Origin of the sequence: Pseudomonas sp. Au-Pse12 (assembly GCF_021341665.1) — a bacterium.
In the GTDB taxonomy this organism is placed as follows: Bacteria; Pseudomonadota; Gammaproteobacteria; order Pseudomonadales; family Pseudomonadaceae; genus Aquipseudomonas.
In genome coordinates this window covers 1,011,916-1,031,287 of record NZ_JAJTTH010000001.1, presented here as the reverse complement: position 1 = coordinate 1,031,287, position 19,372 = coordinate 1,011,916, and the positions used below count along the sequence as shown (strand labels likewise).

Sequence of the window (19,372 nt, the reverse complement as noted above, 5' to 3'; positions counted from 1 at the left end):
CCCGGATCAGCAACGGTTTCGACCGTTGCTGATTTTTGCATTCAGGGCCTGCTCCGACAGTGCATGCGCTAGCCGGAAGGCCCTACCCGAACCTGATCGGAAAGGAGTCTTGTCATGCTCAATATTCGTTGGTGGATGGCTTCAATGTTATGCGGCGCCCTGTGCGTGTCGCAGGCACAGGCGCAGGTCAACGGTGGCGGCTCGACCGCAGTACTGCCGCTGTACCAGACGGCGGGTGTGCTGACGGCGGGTTTTGCCCCTTATATCGGTGTCGACCAGGGGGCTGACAAGGCCGCCTTTCTGAATAACGACTACAGCCGGCTGGTGTATGGCAACACCAGCAAGAACGTGCACTGGGCGGCCACTGAGTCGAAGCTGAGCAACAGCCAGCTGGCGCAGTACCAGTACGAGCATGGCAGCGCCTGGGGGCCGCTGATTCAGGTGCCGTCCGCGGCCACTACGGTGGCCATTCCCTTTAACAAGGCGGGTGCCGGCGCAATCGATCTGAATATCAGCCAGTTGTGCGGGATCTTCTCGGGGCGCATCGTCAACTGGGGGCAGATTGTCGGCTCCGGGCAAGTCGGGCCCATTACTCTGGTGTACCCGACAGGGAGCAGTGCGATGACCGAGTTGCTCACGCGTTTTCTGCACGGCAAGTGCAGTGAGACCGGCACGTTCTCGGTGACCACCGTTTTTGCTCAGAGCTATAGCGGCGGGCTGCCTGAAGGCGCCGTAGCGGCGAACTCCAGCGCCGATATCATGCAGGTGCTGAATGCCCGGGACGGCACCATTACCTTCATGGCACCGACCTATGCCGCGAGCACCCTGGAAGGGCTGAGCGACGCGACCCGGGTGGCCAGGGTCGGCGGTCTGGCGCCCACTCCGGATAACATTGCCGCGGCGGTCGCGTCGATTCCGGTGCCCAGCGTGTCTCGCAGGGCCGACACCAATGCCTGGGTTCCGGTCTTCACCACCCAGCCGGACGTTAACGATCCGAGCCAGTTCTACTACCCCAACTCGGGCTATCCGATCCTTGGCTACACCAATCTGATCTTCAGCCAATGCTATGCCGATGCCGAGCAGACGGCGCAGGTACGTGGGTTCTTTACCCGGCATTACGGTGCCTTGGCGAACAACGACAACGCCATTCGCCAGAACCGTCTAGTACCGCTGCCCGCGGCCTGGAAAACCGCAGTGCGGCAGAGTTTCCTGACCGTCACCAGCGGCCTGAGCATTGGCCACAGCGCAGTCTGCAACGCTATTGGGCGTCCGTTGTAAGGCCACCCCGGCACGGTCGCGGAATCGGTCAGTCGCTATTGCCGATTGCCGCGGCCACTACACCGCGTAGATGAATTTTCCGTGACATCCGTTCGGTCGCGACCCGCGCCAACGGCCTAACCCCTGAAGCAGTGACGCGCGCCCTGGGTCGTACAGCGTCGCGCACCCCTGGGCGTCATCACAAAGGATGAGTAGTAATGGTTCGCTGCAAACCCCCGGTTAAAACCCCTGGCCTGGACACTCAGGCGCCGATCCTGCGGCTCAAGCCCCTGGCCCATGCCATTGCCCTGCTGATGATGGCGGGCAGCGCCCATGGCGCCACGGCCTTCAGCTCCGGCTGGTTCGCCGACAAGGGCGCGTCCCAGGCCGCCACGGCCGCGCGCACCGGCGGCCAGGTGCCGGGGATTCCACCGCTGTCGCAGCAGACCCGGGCCAATCAGCAGTTGCAGCGTTCCTTGAGCAACCTCAACTCCACGGTCGCCGCCATTGCTGCTCAGCAGGCGGCCCAGGCCGCCGCGCGCCAGGCCGCGTTCGGCAGCGTCAGCAACATCCCCGACGGCCTTGGCCAGGGCGGGCTCAAGGTCGACAACAGCCTGACCCAGGGCTGGATCAACGCCAAGGGGCCGGTGCAGAGCCAGTCCGGCGGCAAGACCACGGTGACCATCGAGCAGACTGCCGACAAGGCCATTCTCAACTGGGAAACCTTCAACGTCGGGCGCAACACCACGGTGGACTTCCAGCAGCAGTCCAACTGGGCACTGCTGAACAAGGTCAACGACCCCAATGGCCGGCCGAGCGAGATCCAGGGCCAGATCAAGGGCGCCGGCACCGTGATGATCATGAACCGCAACGGGGTGATCTTCAGCGGCACCAGCCAGGTCAATGTGCGCAACCTGGTGGCGGCCGCGGCCACCATCAGCGACCAGCAGTTCACCCAGCGCGGGCTCTATGTGGACGCCAACGGCACCCAGCCGACCTTCACCGATGCGCTGGGCAAGGTCCAGGTGCAGCGCGGGGCGCTGATCCAGACCCATGCCCCGGCCAAGTCCACCGACTCTGGCGGCTATGCCTTGCTGCTGGGGGCGGAGGTGGAGAACGCCGGCACCATCGTCACCGCCAGGGGCCAGACCACCCTGGCCGCCGGCGACAGTTTCTATATCCGCCGCGGTGTCGGCACCGACGGCAACCAGCGTTCCACCACCCGCGGCAATGAAGTGGCCACTTCGCTGAAGGCCGGCAGCAGCGCCGGTACGGTCAGCAACAGCGGCCTGATCATGGCCGCAAGCGGCGATATCACCCTGACCGGGCACCAGGTGGCGCAGAACGGCGTGGCCCTGGCCAGCACCTCGGTGGACACCCGCGGCACCATCCACCTGCTCAATTCCGCCAGCGACAGCACGGGCAGCGTGACCCTGGGGCAGGGCAGTACCACCGCGATCCTGCTCGACAGCAGCGGCAGCACCGCCCTGGACAGCCAACGCAACAATGGCCTGAACAACCTCGACGGCACCCCGACCAACCTGATCACCGGCCAGTTCAACAACCTGAGCAGCGTGGCCGATCGCACTGACCAGTCGCGGGTGGAGATCGTCAGCGGCGGCACCGTGGACTTCCAGAAAGGCTCCATCACCCTGGCCACGGGCGGCCAGGTGGCGGTCAGCGCCGGGCAGCGCAGCCTGGTGCGCGACGGCGCGGTAATCGATGTGTCCGGCGCCGTCGGGGTCAAGGTGGCGATGGAAGCCAACAACATCAAGATCAATGTCCAGGGCAACGAGCAGCGCGATTCGGCGGGCAACCGCGACAGCGGCAAGCTGATCAACAACGATGTGTGGGTCGACCTGCGCGAATTGATCTTCGTCCCGGCCGGCACCAACGGCTACGCCACCGACCGCTGGTACACCGCCGGCGGCCTGCTGGAAGTGGGCGGCTACCTGGGCACCCAGGGCCACAATATCGGCGAGTGGATGGCCCAGGGCGGCACCCTGACCTTTACCGGCAAGGATGTGGTGACCCAGTCCGGTGCGCAGTTGAACCTCTCCGGCGGTACTGTCGATGTGCAGGCCGGTTATATCCGCCAGACCTGGCTCAAGGGCGCCGACGGGCGCCTGTACGAACTCTCCCGCGCGCCGGGGGACCTGCTCTATACCGGCATCTACAAGGGTTATGTGGACAGCAGCCCGCGCTGGGGCCGCACCGACTACTACTACAACCCGCTGATCGCCCAGCAGCAGCGCTACGAGGCCGGCTATACCGTCGGCCGCGACGCCGGCAAGCTGGTAATCGGCACCGGCAACGCGGTGCTCGAAGGGCAGTTGATCAGCGAGGTGTTCAAGGGTGATCGCCAGACCCAGGCGCCCAACGTCAAGCTCGACGGCTACCAGCAGTCGCACAAGGCCGCGGCCCAGCGCGCACAGCTGATCATCGGCAGCTACACGCCGATCTACAACAAGAGCAGCGGCACCTTGGGTTATGCCCTGAACCCGGTCACCGATCAGGTGTTGATCGAAGGCAACCAGCAGAAGATCGCCGACGGCCTGGACCTCGCCACAGCCCTGCCGGCCAACCGCCAGGGCCAGCTGGTGCTCGACAGCGACCAGCTCAACGGCTTCCAGCTGGGGGCGATCAAGGTTGGCGCCCGGCAGCAGATCCAGGTCAACGGCGCGCTGCAGGTGGCCGACGGCGGCGATATCACCCTGTTCGGGCCCCAGGTCAAGATCAACGCCAACCTCACGGCCCATGGCGGCAGCATCAACGCCGGCAACGTGCTCAAGCAGGTGGACGTGAACCGCAACTTTGCGGTCGGCGACGTGATTTTCGCGCCCGGCGGTGTGTCGGCCCGGGTCGATGTGGCCAGTGGGGTGCGCCTGGACGCTTCCGGGCGCTGGAGCAACCTGGCATTAAACCCTCAGGACAACAGTGGCCTGGCCTTTATCAATGGCGGCAAGGTGTCGCTGCGCAGCAGCGGCGATCTCAACCTGGCCAGCGGCAGCCTGGTGGATGTGGGTTCCGGGGCCAGCATCGGCTACGACGGCAAGCTCAGCGGCGGCAAGGGCGGCGACGCGACCCTGGCGGCCGATGGCAAGCTCGACCTCAATGGCCAGTTGCGCGGCTACGGGGTCAATGGCGGTGGCACCCTGGCCCTGCAGGCGCACAAGGTGCTGATCGGCGCCAGCTCTACCGCGCCCGAGGCCGGTACCCTGCAATTGGCTGGGGACTTCTTCAACAAGGGCTTTGCTGCCTACGACATCACCGGCAATGAAGGGCTGAAGGTGGCCGATGGTGCCCGGGTCGATGTGACGATGCCGGTCTATCGTATTGGCGCCCAGGCCGGCAATGCCGCCAGTGGCAGTGCTGCGGACAGCGTGCTGGAAACCTGGCAGCCGGAGCTGTATCAGCAGGACGCGGCCAAGGGCGTGCTGACCCAGCGTCGCGGCGCCGGGCTGACCCTGACTGCCGGCAACCAGTACTCCACGGCCGCGCAACTGGCCAGCACTGCGCTGACGGTGGGCCAGGGCGCGGTGATCAATGTCGATCCGGGGCAGGCCATCAATCTGCGCAGCGTTGGCCAGTTGACCATGAACGGCACCCTCAATGCCTGGGGTGGCAGCGTCAGCCTGGGTGGCCTGACGGTGGCCAGCTCCGAGGCGGCCAATGCCGCCGGCCACGGGCGTTCGATCTGGGTCGGCGAGCAGGCACTGATCGATGTCGCGGCCCGCGCCGTCAGCGCGGTGGACAATCGTGGCCGCAGCTATGGCCAGGTGCGCGATGGCGGCAAGATCAGCATCGGCGGCGAGATCGACCTGGCCACCGGTATCGCCAAGGCCAGCGACCTGTTTGTGGTGGTGCGCGACGGTGCCCGCCTGGACGCTTCCGGCGCCCAGGCGGCACTGGATATTCCCGGCCAGGGGCGGCTGCAGGTGGCCAGCAATGGCGGCAGCATCAGCTTCGCTTCCAATAACGGCCTGTACCTGGACGGCAGCTTCGTCGCCCGGGCCGGTGGTGCGGGCGCGGCGGGGGGGACCTTGTCCCTGGCCCTGGAAAGCCCGTACTACATCAAGAACGCCGTCAACGATCGGGTGCTCAAGGCCCGGGAGCTGGTACTCAGCCAGATCCACCAGGGCAACAGTCTGGCGGGCAGCCCCGAGGCCGCGGCCACCAGTCTGGAATATGGCCATGGCCGCCTGGGGGTGGATCAGGTCACTGCCGGTGGTTTCGACAACCTGGCGCTGCTGAGCAACGGCCTGCTGAGCTTCGATGGCGATGTCTCGCTGAATATGGGCCAGAGCCTGCGCCTGTACAGTGGCGCGCTGAACCTGAGCGACAGCGCCGCGGCCAATACCCGGGTCAATCTCTCGGCGCCGTATCTGCTGCTGGCGGGGATGCTCGCGCCGCTGGAGGCCAAGGACCAGTACGTGCGCCCGGTGTCTACCGGCACGCCGTCGCCGCGCGCTACCCAGGCGCAGTTCCATGCCAGCGGCAACCTGATCGATGTGCGCGGCAATGTGGTATTCGGCAGCAAGGGCAGCCTGCGCCAGGCCGATATCAGTCTGGTGGATGTGGAGCGTCGTGGTTTCGATCATGTACAACTGAGCAGCCAGGGCGACCTGCGCTTCCTCGCCGGGGCCGGCGCCGATGTGATCGCCAAGGGCATCAGCACCCAGTTGCTGACCCAGGGTGATATGACCCTGCGGGCGGCGCAGTTGTATCCGGGCACCGAGGTCGGGGCGCGGGTGATCGCCGGTTACCTGAGCGAACCTGTCGGCACCACCATGGATTTCAACCCGGCGCGGACCCTGACCATTGGCCGCACCGGCAGCACCGATTCGGCCGTGCCTTACTCGGCGTTCGGCCGCCTGCAATTGGGCGCGGCCACCATCAACCAGGGTGGGGTGCTGCGTGCGCCCCTGGGCCTGATCGAGATCGGCAACCTGGGCGCCAGCAAGGTGGAGCTGTTGCCCGGCAGCCTGACTTCGGTCAGTGGCAAGGGCCTGGTGCTGCCCTATGGCGGCACCGTCGATGGCCAGGTCTACAAGTACAACGGCAAGACCGTGAAACTCATTGGCCAGGGGGCACATGCCGACGCCAACAGCGATTTGAGCATCGGGGTGATTTTGGGGGGCAAGTCGGTGGCGGTGCTCCCCGAGGCCACGGTGGATCTTTCCGGCGGCGGCGAGCTGCTGGGGGCCGGGTTTATCTCCGGGCGCGGCGGTTCCACGGATGCTCGCTACAACCCGCTGGTGCAGATCGGCGCCAATGGCGGCCTGATCCTGCCGGGCCTGGGCACCAACCCGATCTACGCCATCGTCCCCGGGGTGCAGCCGGGCTATGCGCCGGTGGCGCCGGAGGGCGGTGCAGTGGACCCGCTGATCGGCCAGCAGATCACTATCGGCGCCGGGGTACCGGGGCTGGCGGCGGGCACCTATACCCTGATGCCATCCACCTATGCGCTGATGCCGGGGGCCTTCCGCGTGGAGATCAACGGCCTGGCCGGGCTGGGTAGCGAAGGCAGCACCCAGCAGTTGCGCAATGGTTCCTGGTCCACCGCCGGGCGTCTGTCGATCGCCCATACCGGGATCAGCAACAACGTCGCCAGCCAGCTGATCCTGACGTCGGCCGACACCTTGCGTCGCTACTCGCAGTACAACGAAACCACTTATGCGCAGTTTGCGAGGGCCGATGCGGCCAGGCTTGGCGTACCACGGCCGATGCTCGAGGTGGACGCCAAGACCCTTGAGCTGGCGCTACGAGAGGGCGCTGGAGCCGATGCATTTTCCTTTGCGGGCATCGGTCGCTTCAAGGCCGCAGCCGGAGGTTACGGAGGCACAGTCGCAGTGCTGAGCCCCGGTTCCACAAGCATCGAGGTGGTGGCAGCCGGCAAGTCGGCCAGCGATGGGTTCAAGGGTGTGACCCTGAGGGCGGACAGCCTCAATGCCCTAGGTGCCACAAGCCTGGTCATCGGCGGCTTGGGCTCTCTCACTTATGGGCAGGGTGGCAACTACATCTCATTTGATGAGGGCGCTTACTTGACACGGGGCTCCATCACCTTGCGCGCTGGGGCGAGCCTGGCGGCGCCTGAGGTATTCCTGGTGACAGGAGGCGGGGCAATCCTTGTGGAGCAGGGGGCTTCGATCAACACCATCGGCAAGGGCAAGGCCAGCTATGACGCTGCTGATGGTTTTATCTACAAAGCTGCAAATATGCTCGCGGTATCCAACGGTTTGCTGAATGTGATCAGTACCCCGCTATCGGGATCGAAGACCACTGATGGCATCATCATAGGCGGGTGCAGCAGCGCCCCGTGCAGCGGGCAGAGCGCGCTGTACTCCGAGGGCAGCATCGTCGCCTTGACCGGAGGCGCCTTCGAACTGGGTGACCAGGTGCGCTACGGTACCCGCCACTTGAATCTGGGGCTGAAGAACATCAACGTCGGTAGCCCTGAGGCCCTGGCGGCCGCGGCTGCGGCCAATCGCCTGCCTGGCGGCATGACCCTGAACCAGCAGTTGCTGGAGCGCCTGCTGCGCGGCGATACCCAGTTCGGCGCCCCGGCCCTGGAAACCCTGCAGCTCTCGGCCCGGGACGGCTTCAACTTCTATGGCAGCGCCAGCCTGGACACCTATGATCCGGTCACCGGCAAGTCGCTGCTGAACAACCTGATGCTCTCCACTCCGGCGATCTACGGCGCGGGTGGCGCCAATGATGTGGCCAGCATCCACACCGCCAACCTGATCTGGCAGGGCGCCACAACCCCGGCCGGGGCGGTGGTGGCCGGTGGTGCCGGTACCGGCAGCGGACGTTTGGAGATCAATGCCGAGCGCATCGAGTTCGGCTATGGCGCTTTCGCCCAGCCCAGCACCACCAAGAGTTTCGATCGCCTGGCCCTGGGCTTTGCCAACGTCAACCTGAATGCCAGCCAGCGCATCACCGCCAATCACAAGGGCAGCCTCTCGGTGTACCAGAGCCAGGGCGCCTATGACCCGCTCAAGGGCTTTGCCTACAGCGGCGGCAACCTGAATATCCGCAGCCCGCTGCTGACCGGCGAGGCCGGCTCGGTGAATCGCATCAGCGCCGGTGGCGCCATCGATATCAGCGCCACCGCCGGCCCTCGTGGCGAGGCCAAGGGCTATGGCGCGGAACTGTCCCTGCAGGGCGACAGCATTCGTTTGGCCAGCGCCGTAGTGCTGCCCAGCGGCAAGGTGACCCTGGATGCCCGCGGCGATGTGCAACTGACCGATGCCGCGCTGATCGATGTGGCGGGCCGCGCCATCGCCTTCAACGACCTGACCCGCTACGGCGCCGGTGGCGAGGTGCTGTTGCAGAGCCGCGCCGGCAATGTGCTGCAGGCGGCGGGGTCGAGCATCGACCTGTCGGCCAGCCACAATCAGGCCGGCAAGCTGCGGGCGGTGGCCGTGGACGGCAACGCCGGGCTGGTGGAGCTGGCGGGCAAGATCCTCGGTGCCAGCAGTGGCTATTACGATGCCGGCGGCACCCGGGTGCCGTACCTGGGCGGCGCGGTGGAAATCCAGGCCCAGCGCCTGGGTGCCAGCGGCACCCTGGACGAGCAGTTCGCCGCCCTCAACCAGCGCCTCAACCAGGGCCAGGTATATGGCGCGCGCAGCTTCCAGCTCAAGCAGGGCGATTTGACCATCGGCAACGGGGTCAAGGCCAACAGCATCAATGTCTCGCTGGATAACGGCCGCCTGCGGGTCACTGGCCTGGTGGACGCCAGTGGCGAGCGGGTCGGCAGCATCAATCTGGCGGCGCAGAACGGCCTGGCCCTGGATCGCGGCGCGGTGCTCGATGCCCATGGCAGCCAACTGCGGGTGGACAGCTACGGCAAGATCATCGATTCGCCGAACCGCGCCACTGTGGTCCTGGGTTCCGGCAAGGGCCAGTTGACCTTGGCCGATGGCGTGCGTATCGACCTGCGCCATGGCACCGATGTGGCAGTGGGTAGCGCCGCCGGGCAGAACGACGGTCGCAGCCGCGGCACCCTGGAGCTGAATGCGCCTCGGCTGTTCAAGCCGGACGGTAGCAGCAACGACATCGACATCGATGCTCGTGGTCGACTGGATATCCAGGGCGCGCGTTCGATCGCGGTCAACGGCATGGTCAGCTACAACGATGCGCCGGAGAAGAACGATGCCGTCAGCGGTCGCCCTTACCAGGAAATCACCCAGGACTACCTGAAGAAGAAGCATGACCTGAGCACCGCGTTCATTGACGCCGCCCTGCAGAACAACGACCTGCTGCAGAACAAGCTGGCCGGTCTGAACAACGCCACCTACGCCGATGCCTTGCACCTGCGGCCCGGGGTCGAGATCGTCAGCAAGACCGCGGATGGCGACCTGGTGGTGCAGGGCGACCTGGACCTGTCCGAGTATCGCTATGCCAGCCTCAACCCTCATAGCAAGGTGACTTCGGTGTATGGCTCCGGCGAGGTCGGTAGCCTGACCCTGCGCGCCGGTGGCGACCTGAATATCTACGGCAGTATCAACGATGGTTTCGCACCGCCACCGCCGACCGCAGACGACAAGGGCTGGGTGCTGTTGCCGGGCGTGGACTTCAGCGGCGGCAACATCATAGTGCCGGGCACCGGGGTGACCCTGGCCGATGGCACCAGCTTCCCCAGCGGTACCACCCTCAACTACGACTTGCCGATCAAGGGCTTGACCCTGGCGGCGGGCACCCGCCTGCCGGTGACTGTACAACTCGACCAGAGCCTGACCCTGCCGGCGGGTACTGTGCTGGCAGCCGCGGTGCGCGATGCCGCAGGCAACCTGCTGTTCGCCGCCGGGACCCTGCTTAGCGAGGCCCAGACCCTGATTGCCGGGACCCAGCTGGAAGCCGGTAGCCTGTTGGGCCAGGAGACTCGGGTCAAATCCCTGACCTGGCCCAAGGGCGTGGAACTGCCCAAGCTTGCTGACAAGGAACTGTTGCTGCTTGACGGCATCAAGCCACTGCCCAAGGGCGCGCTGATTCCTGCCGGTACCCATGTCAAGCTGCCGGCGGGCGTCGAGTCGGTGCAGCTGCGGCCGGAGGTGGCCGGGCGCGCCAACAAGCTCTGGGCCATTGCGCCGATGCTGGCCGAGGGTTCGCAGTCCTGGTCGCTGCGCCTGGTGGCCGGGGCCGATACCGACGCTGCGGACAGCCGTATCCTGCAGGCCAATTCGCGCACCGGCGACCTGCATCTGGCGGACAATCACTACGGTATGTTCGCCAAGGAACTGCCCTCCAAGAGCGTGCGGATCTGGACTCAGCAAGCGGTGGACGAACTGGCCGCGTCGGACATCGTGGTCAAGGCCGGGGATCCGATCGATGAGCAGTTTCTGATCGATCTGGGGCAAACCTCCATCGACCAATTCTGCTCGGACAACCCGAGTTACTGCGCGGTCAAGGCCAGCTATGCCTGGACCCAGCAGGCTGTGGACGACCTGGCCGGGGCCGGGATAGTGGTCAAGGCGGGGGACCCCATCGATGAGAAGATGCTGGCCGATCTGGGGCAGCCTTCGGTCGATTCCTTCTGCAAGGACAACGCCAGCTATTGCAAGGCCATGGCCAACAAGGAGTACGCGGCAACCCCTTCGAGCACCCGTTTCAGTGTGATTCGCACCGGCACCGGCGACCTTGAGTTGCTGAGCGCCGGCAACCTGAGCATGGATTCGCTGTACGGGGTCTATACCGCCGGCAGTTCATCGCTGGCCAGTGCGGCGGGCACCCCTTATAACCAGGCCAAGGCACCCGGTAACGGCACCACGGTGCTCAACGACGTGAACAGCTACTTCGAGAAGTTCGTCAATGGCGGTAGCGAAAGCCTGTATCGCGCCTGGTATCCCGACGGCGGTGGCAACCTGAGCCTGCGAGTCGGCGGTAACCTGAGCGGCAATGTGGTCGACACCTCGATCTCGGCCATTGGCCGGCCCAACCCGCTGGACAGCGGCCACGATTCGACCCAGGTCGGCAACTGGCTGTGGCGCCAGGGTGGCGGGCAGTCGCTGCCAACGGCCTGGTGGATCAACTTCGGCAGTTACACCGCCACCAAGCAAGCCGATCAGATGGTGGGTTTCACCGGCTTTGGCACCCTGGGTGGCGGCAATCTCGACATCGCCGTGGCCGGCGATGCCGGGGTACTCAATACCTTGGGCGGTGACGCGGATCCGGCGGTCAACCGACGGACCCAGGGCCTGGTGCTGGCGGTGGGCAGCACTGGACGGGTAGCCGCCGACGGCAGCCTGCAACTGACCGGCGGTGGCGATCTGCGCTTGCAGGTCGGTGGTCGCTTGAACGGGGCCAGCAACCTTACCCGGCAGAGCCAGGTCGATGGCGTGCTGGTGAACCTGCGCGGCCATGCACAGCTGCTGGGCGGGGCGGCGGGCAGTATCGACCTGCACTATGGCAGCCTGCGAGATGATCACAGCAGCGGCGAGAGTCGCGCCTTCGATCCGCTGCGGGCCACCCTGGCCCGGGCCGCAGGGGGCATTACCCTGATTCCCGGCGATGCGACCTTCAGTCTTTCAACCCGTGGCGACCTGGTGTTGCAAGGAGTCGTGGACCCAGGCCGCTCCGCCTTGATGAACGGTTATGCACTCAATGGCGTATCAGGGGTTGGGCAAAGTTGGTTCACCTTATGGACGGAGCGCACCGCTATCGACCTGTTTTCCGCAGGTGGAAATATCACACCGATGATGTCGTTGCAGGAAACCGACCTGGCCGTCGTCTATCCGTCGATCCTGCGCGTCACTGCCGCCAGCGGCAGTTTGTACTACGGCAGTGCGAAAACTGTCGGTTCCTTGAACAATAACCGCTCGACCCTGGTGCTGGCGCCTTCGCACAGCGGCCAATTGCAGTTGCTGGCGGGGGATTCGATCTACGGCGGTAACCTGGCCATCACACCGTCCGCGGCTGCCCCGGGCAGCTTGGCGACACCGTTCAAACCGGCCTTTGCGGCCTGGACCGGCTGGGGCGGTACCCTGATTGCAGGGGCCAGCAATCTCTCCAGCGACGCCAATCTGGTTTCCACGCCAGGCGTCTACCCGCTGTTCGCCTTCGGCTCGCCCACGGCCAGCGATGCTTGGGGGCGCAACTCCGAGCCGGCGCGGTTCTATGCGCTTGAAGGCGACTTGCTGGCCGTCAGCAGTGGTCGCGCTCTGACCTTCAATTCCAGTGATCCGCGCTTGGGCCAGACCCGCTATGAGGGTAGCGGTGCGGTATGGATGATGGCTGGCCGAGATATCGTCAGCAGTGGTATTCCCATGGGCGCATCCGCCAGTGGCAGCGATCTGTATGGCAAGTATGATTTCACCGGCAACCTGTTCGTGCACAACAACCCCAGCGACATCTCCATCGTCAGCGCCGGGCGCGACATTCTCTACAGCAACTTCAATGTCGCCGGCCCCGGCACCCTGGAGCTGACGGCGGGACGTAATATCCTGATGGAGGACAAGGTCAGCGTCACCAGCATCGGCGCCGTGGCGCCGGGGGACAGCCGGCCCGGGGCGAGCATCGTGATGCAGGCCGGGGTTGGCCCGAATGGCCCGGACTACCGGCACTTTGTCGACGCCTACCTGGACCCGGCCAGCCTTGCCGGCGGCAAGGTCTACAAGCTCTATGACGGCGAACTGGCGAAGTGGCTGGCCGAGCGCTTTGGTTTCGTCGGCGATAGTGCGCAGGCCCGGGCCTATTACGCGGCGCTGCCGGCCGAGCAGCAGCGGGTGTTCGCCCGCGAGGTGTATTTCGCCGAGCTCAAGGCCGCCGGCCGCGAGTACAACCAGGAAGGCGGCGTGCGCCAGGGCAGCTACGCCCGGGGCCGGGCGGCGATCGCGGCGCTGTTCCCGAGCACCGATGTGGCCGGCAATCCGATCAGCTACAAGGGCGATATCACCCTGTTCGGCGGCGCCGGGGTGCACACCAACTTCGGCGGCAATATCCAGATGCTGACCCCCGGTGGCAACCAGACCTTCGGCATCGAAGGCACCGCGCCACCGGCGTCGGCGGGGGTCATCACCCAGGGCGCCGGGGACATCCAGCTGTACTCCCTGGGCAGCATCCTCCTGGGCCAGAGCCGGATCATGACCACCTTCGGCGGTTCGATCATGGGCTGGTCGGCGGCGGGCGATATCAACGCCGGCCGCGGTTCCAAGACCACCGTGATCTACACCCCGCCCAAACGGGTCTATGACCACTGGGGCAATGTCAGCCTGGCGCCTTCGGTGCCGAGCACCGGGGCGGGGATCGCCACCCTCAACCCGATTCCCGAGGTGCCGGCCGGCGATATCGACCTGATCGCGCCTTTGGGCACCATCGACGCTGGCGAGGCGGGGATCCGGGTCTCGGGCAACGTCAACATCGCCGCGCTGCGGGTGGTCAACGCGGCGAACATCCAGACCCAGGGCAAGTCCTCCGGAGTACCGGTGAGCGCCACCGTCAACACCGGCGCCATGACCTCGGCCAGCGCCGCCGGCTCCGCCGCGTCCCAGGCCGCGGAAGATGCCGCCCGCAACCAGCAGGCGGCGGCCAAACAGGGCCGGGCCTCGATCGTCACCGTGGAAGTGCTGGGCTTTGGCTCCGAGCCGGTGCAACGCCAGCGCGAAGAAGCCAGCCGCGCCCCGGGCTACAACCCCGACAGCCCGGTGCAGGTCCTGGGCGCTGGGCCCCTGAGCGACCAGGCGCGAGCGCGTTTGACCGATGAGGAGCGTGGGCAACTGACACTGTAGGTTCTCTCGTGGTAGCAAGCTTGGGGGGCGATCGTTGATCGCCCCCTTTTTTTGGCTGATGGGAAGGGGGCGGGGTGATCTTTCATTAGGTTTGGGAAGCGTAGTTTGGGGGGGCATCAAGTTGTTTGGATAAGCTTGAATAAAGCGCATAGATCAGCTTATTGAAGCTGGTGGAGTTTCCCAAGGACGCTGCACGCTGATAATAGAGGAGTGAGCGTGGTTTGTTGTTTTGCGATTTTTTAAAAGCTAGCTGTTTTTAAAATTGCATCTGAACTTTCTTGAACTCCTGCGCGCAGGAAGTAACGCTAGGCTTTTTTTCGCAGGCAACTGGAAGTAGCACGCTTTCTGCGGCTTGATCACATACACCGCTGATAGGGAACGGGCTAGAGGATTACGTTAATGACCTACTGACCCTAGAATGTTTTTTAGTTTCGATATGTCTTCTTCATATAAAGAACTGCACTGTGAAACGGCTATAAATACGTCACTTGAATCACTTATGAAAGTACTACAAGTCACATCTGCTCCTTCCGTCCCGTCTGCTTTTCCGTATGTGAAATTTTTCATATCCAATAACCTCCACCCTTCTTTAGCTAATTTTAGTCTTGCGGCTTTGGATGCCTCAGCAATACGAATGATTGCACTAGGATAAGGGAGTTTTATCAGGTTGTTATAAGGCTGATGCACTCCTTTGCCGAGCACGCGCAGAACCTCGTCAAATGCTTTTCCCATTACAATAAATGTCGGCAAGTTTTCCAGGTTTGTGTCATAGGTCGGTTGGTCCCTGGGAGCCAGTTTGAGTATGGTTACACCACCCTCCTGAAAGCAGCCGAAAACTTCAAGCTTGGTCTTCGGCATGTTGGGTAAGCATTGCTGCTCGTTAGAGAAAGCCGGCAATGAACAAAAAGCAGAACAAAACAGTACCAGCAACCTAAGAGAAAACTTATGCCTCATCATTTAATGCACTCCAGATGGCTTCGAACGCCTGTCGTCTCTCATTGTTATGGCTGGGTATACCATTTGGATTTCCTCTGTTAATTATCGCTCCCACAACTCTAGAGGTTGTTTGGGTCGAGCCTTCATCTGCACGTCTATTGATTCTCTCCCTGGTCCAATAGAATCCAGATGCATCGCAAGCATTATAGTCATCTGTAGCAAGCAGGTTCGGATTAGGATCTAGTGTAAAATTTCGAGCTCTATACTGTTCATAATTTTTATAGTTTCGTCGCCCAGTAATTTGTAGAAAACCTCGACCGTGAAATCGATCGCCATCTCCTACCATCCCTCCGGCCAATGCGTTGGCAACGCCGTTGTCCATGCCAGCAGCCTTTGCTGCTATCTGATTTGGGCGGCTCGCCATATAGTTTTCGCGAGTAATTGTTGGTCTAGGGTTAGGGCCGGGATTGGGCAGTTCAATCGGGCGACGACCCGTTGGCAAGTTTCGCTCTCTAACGATTGCTGTATCGTAATCTTCACCGGCTTCAGTTGGCGTGATGACCTCATACATTGTTCGAAAATACCGTGGTCCACCAATTTCCTGCCTGTACTCCCACCACCCGGTTTCTATACCTACCTGTGCGAGAAAATGAGATGTTCGAATAGTTGAGGTGTTGATCATGTATTTAGAGAACATTTTATTCATTGGTACTCTCAACTCTTCTGCCCTTTGCCTCCCAAGCTCAGGAGCTTTTTCCAAAGCTCTTATTAACTCATTGCTACTGAACCACCCGCACTTTCTGAAAGCCCGAATAAACTCCTTCGGTGGGAAATGCCAGTGCTCTGAATTAATATCTTTCAGATCCGTATCTTCCCAAAAGGCCAGCGCCTCATAGTGCAACCTCAATTTTTCTTGAGCCTGCGCGGAGATAACAGGCTCATCACCTCCACTCAACCAGTTGTACCTGTTGAAGAAATTGGCTCGTTCCCATTCGCTGGGAAATTTGCAAATCAGTCGTTTAAGTTTCTTCTGGTTTTCAGGTGTTTTGATCATCGCACTATAGGCCGTACGCTGTTGTGGCGTTACTGGAATATCGGAAATGCCCAGTAATTCCATAACCTGCGCAGACTGGCAACGACCATCGCCATCGGTGTCATCGTCAATCAACTTCCAACCCTGCCAATGGGGAAAGTCGGCGTCGCTATAGACGGTTACTGTAGGACTTTTCAGGTTGACCCAGCCGACGCCTGCCGGATGGGCGCCGCTAGCCGGATAAGCTACTTGTCGCCAGTGCGCAGCATCGTGGGGCTGTAGTAGATCTGGACCCAATATCCGGCCAAATCTCAATAACTCATAACCCGCACTCGGTGAGTTGGGGTACAGCGTATTGGCTGTCGTATAGAGGTTGTATTCATAATCTTGCGTTTCCTGCCGTTCTCCCAGTCGAGTGCCGACTTCATCGAACGTGGTTAATGTGCACTGTCCTGCTCCATATTTCATTGAAACAAAGTAAGCATCGATGTGCCTATGGACAATAGCCGAATCATTAACCAGGCTTCTCGGATTTGCCGGCCGCTTAGCGTAGAACAGTACTTCCGGGGGGACATAAAAATGAACATCACCCCAACAACTATCTGCTCGCCCATTCCTGGTGGTGGCCAGGCGTCCGGTACTCCTGCCTAGAAAATGACCAAGTTGATCCTGGGAGCAGATGATTTCAAAGTGAATTTTATGTGGAGCACCATAAATTCTTCCCGCCGTACCCAGCTTATCCTTCCGACAAACAGGCATATCAACTTTGATGTCGACAAATGTAATAGCGGATAAGTGCATGTAGATTGAATAAAAAATAATGTTGGCGTTGGTACCTTCACCTATATCCGTTTCGTGTTTCAGGATCAGGCAACCATCATCGGTCCAGCCGTTTCGATAATTCAAAGGATGGGTGGTATTGATGCTGGCTGCCTTGGGCTGACGAAAATAAGCCACGGTTCCATCGGCGATGGCGCGTACTGGCAGGTGAGCGTTTCCTTCCCTCGGTGCGGTGAGGTGGATACCACCGTGCCAAATCATGTCCTGACCGAGAGGAAAGGCTCCTTCAGTACTGTTCATCGCCCGATTGATAAAGTCCTCATCGCTTTCATCAGGCTCGGCTAGCGGGAGAAAAGGTGGACTGATCAACATATTCGGGCTCCCTATTCAGCAATCTGCTATCCATAAAAACGAGCGTTACAACGAGAACGGATAATCTTCTTCGGGTTTGCTTGGCTGTTCAGGGTTCACTAAAGCCTTGTCCATCAAGCTTCCCGCCTTATCCTTATCCGCCACACCGGGTAGCACCGCAGGCAAGACTCCAATGCCAGAGCCAGCCCCCGCCGCACCTCCCGCATTCACCTTGAACAACGCCCCACTCACGCTGATGCCCCCGGCATCCAGCCGGATAAAACTGCCCCCGGCCTGCACCGTCAGTTCACTGGCGGCTTCAATCACCAGCTTCTGTCCCGCTTGCAGATGAATCTCACGCCCGGCGTGCAGCAACTGCGCGGTGCCCAGCTTGATGTGCTGGTCTTGCGCCACGCTCAGGTGATCGTCGGCCTTGATCTCGGTTTTACGTTCGGCGTGGATGGTGCGGTGTTCTTCAGCCTTGAATTCGCTGTAGCTGTTGGCTTCAACCCTGTCGTGACGCTCGTGGCCAACGCGAATCTTCTGGTCGTTCTGGATGTGTTCATCCCAGTCGCGCTGGGCGTGGACGAAGATCTGTTCGGCGCCTTGCTTGTCTTCGATGCGCACTTCGTTGAAGCCGGCGCCGCCCGGCGAACTCAGGGTCTTGAAGGTGCTGCGGGTCTTGTTGGCCGGCAGTTTGTAAGGTGCCGGGTGTTCCTTGTGGTACAGGCAACCGCTGATCAATGGCTGGTCGGGGTCGCCTTCGAGAAAGTCCACCAGCACTTCCATGCCGATGCGCGGGATGGCGATGGCACCGTAGCGGTCGCCGGCCCAGCGGGAGGCGACCCGCAGCCAGCAGCTGGTCTGGTCGTCACCCTGGCCTTCGCGGTCCCAATGGAACTGCACCTTGACCCGGCCGTACTGGTCGGTGTGGATTTCTTCTCCGGCAGGGCCGGTGACCACCGCGGTCTGGCTGCCCAGCGTCCGAGGCTTGGGGTGTTTCAGGGCGGGGCGGAAGAACACTTCCCAGGGGGTGGCGAGAAAGCGGTTGCGGTAGCCCTGTTGGAAGCCGTCGCTCGAATCGCTGTCGCTGCTGATCGATTCCTCCAGCACTTGGGGCTGTTTGCCTTTGTGGCTGACCTGGGTCAGCAGCCAGAGGTCGTTCCATTCCTGGCGCGGGTGATCGGACAGTTCAAGAAAATGCCCGCTGACCAGTCGCGGTTCATCGCCCCAGCCTTCGGCTTGCAGGTAGTCGGCGCGATGGCGTTCCAGAGCGTGCTGGCTGAGGAGTTTGCCCCGGGCACGGTCGGTGAAGCGCCCGGGATAGTCGTAATCCTCCAGTTCCGGTTCCTGGATCTTGGCTTCGGGCTTGTAGGCGGCCTCCATTTGCAGGCGCGGCTTTTCGAAGTTGTAGTCACGCCGGGTGACACGATCGGTGCGCGCCTCGACCCGGACCTCGAAAGCCTTGATCACCGGCTCGTCCGCCACCAGCCCGCTGCCTTGCACATAAGCGGTGGGGCGCCCGAGCCTGCGGAACACGCTCTGGTTGTCGCTGAACACCAGCAAGTGCGCCTCGCGGCTGTGCTGGAAGTGGTAGTGCAGGCCTTCCTCTTCACACAGGCGCTGGATGAAATGCAGGTCGCTTTCGTCGTACTGCACGCAGTAGTCGCGGTCCGGGCATGGGTGCTGGATCTGGAACTGGTAGGCATCGCCGAGAATGCCGTGCTCTTCGAGGATCAGGGCGATGATCTGCGGCGCCGAGAGCTGCTGGAAGATCCGCTGGTTGCTGCGGTGGCGCAGATAATCCAGCTGCGGCATCAGCGACAGGCTGTAGCGGCTCAGGCGCTTGCCGGCGTCGCCCTGGGCGATGCGCTGGATCAGCCCGTGGATGCCCCGGCCCTGGGGATCGAAGGCGAGAAAGGCCGGTTGGTGGAGCAGGGGCTCAATGTCGATCCAGGGCCTTTCGCTGACCAGTTCCAGGTCGAAGCGAAACGGCTGGCTGATGGCTTCGGTGCCCTGGAACGAGAGCACCTGAAAGTCGTGCTGGACGCCTTGGATGTCCAGGCTGAAGTGGGGTTGATTGGCGCTGTTGAACACATCCTTGTTCCTCGTCCGGATAGCGGGTGCCTGTTTGCCGGTAACCGGCGCTGGGCCAGGCGCGGAGGGGAAGGGTGGAGCAGCTACCCGGAAATACAAGGCGTAGGTCCCGAGTTGCAAGAAATTCAGAAATTTCCTGCGTTCATGGTCGAGAAAAACACCGGGTTTGGGCTGAGGTTCTTACGTT

General features: G+C 62.4%; 5 protein-coding genes. 2 read left to right on the top strand and 3 right to left on the bottom strand.

The features are described 5' to 3' along the window. The first annotated feature begins 114 nt into the window (after positions 1-114). The gene (locus LXM55_RS04415) at positions 115-1,278 is read left to right on the top strand and encodes a substrate-binding domain-containing protein (protein WP_233318938.1); all 1,164 of its coding nucleotides are present in this window, start codon (positions 115-117) and stop codon (positions 1,276-1,278) included. 197 nt (positions 1,279-1,475) lie between these two features. Continuing rightward, entirely contained in the window at positions 1,476-13,988 is a 12,513-nt protein-coding gene (locus LXM55_RS04410) for a filamentous haemagglutinin family protein (protein ID WP_233318936.1), read from the top strand. A gap of 396 nt (positions 13,989-14,384) precedes the next feature. On the opposite strand, the gene LXM55_RS04405 is transcribed toward LXM55_RS04410, so the two are convergent. From LXM55_RS04405 to tssI, 3 genes are read right to left on the bottom strand one after another with little or no spacing between them, the layout of a single operon-like run. Beyond that, positions 14,385-14,945: a hypothetical protein gene (locus LXM55_RS04405; RefSeq protein ID WP_233318934.1), complete on the bottom strand. Its 561-nt coding sequence runs from the start codon at positions 14,943-14,945 to the stop codon at positions 14,385-14,387. Further along, the gene (locus LXM55_RS04400) at positions 14,932-17,109 is read right to left on the bottom strand and encodes a M23 family metallopeptidase (RefSeq protein ID WP_233318932.1); all 2,178 of its coding nucleotides are present in this window, start codon (positions 17,107-17,109) and stop codon (positions 14,932-14,934) included. Before LXM55_RS04400 ends, LXM55_RS04405 begins: the two co-directional genes overlap by 14 nt. Positions 17,110-17,154: 45 nt before the next feature. Next, positions 17,155-19,185, bottom strand: coding sequence for a type VI secretion system Vgr family protein (gene tssI / locus LXM55_RS04395; protein ID WP_233318929.1), 2,031 nt, complete (start codon positions 19,183-19,185; stop codon positions 17,155-17,157). Positions 19,186-19,372 lie beyond the last annotated feature (187 nt).